The organism is Acidovorax sp. SRB_24 (assembly GCF_012931925.1).
Genome location: NZ_MWOM01000373.1, coordinates 1 through 238, shown reverse-complemented (window position 1 = coordinate 238; position 238 = coordinate 1). Strand labels below are relative to the sequence as shown.

The 238-nt window shown below is 64.7% G+C and carries 1 protein-coding gene; it reads left to right on the top strand.

The features are described from left to right. Positions 1–25 precede the first annotated feature (25 nt). Positions 26–238 (top strand): MetQ/NlpA family ABC transporter substrate-binding protein (locus tag B2J89_RS22320; protein ID WP_371809123.1); only part of this gene is annotated, 213 nt, incomplete at its 3' end.

The window sequence follows — 238 nt, the reverse complement described above, 5'->3', positions numbered from 1 at the left end:
GCATCTCTGACTGAAAGGTGTTTCCGTGAACAAGCGCTCCCTCCTGCAATCCGCCCTCGCACTCGCTCTGGCCGCCGGTTTCGCCACCGGCGCCGGGGCCCAGGACAAGACCCTGAAAATCGGCGTGACGGCCGGCCCGCACGCCCAGATCTTCGAGCAGGTCAAGAAAGTGGCCGCCAAGGACGGCCTGAAGATCCAGGTGGTGGAGTTCAGCGACTATGTGCAGCCCAACGCCGCG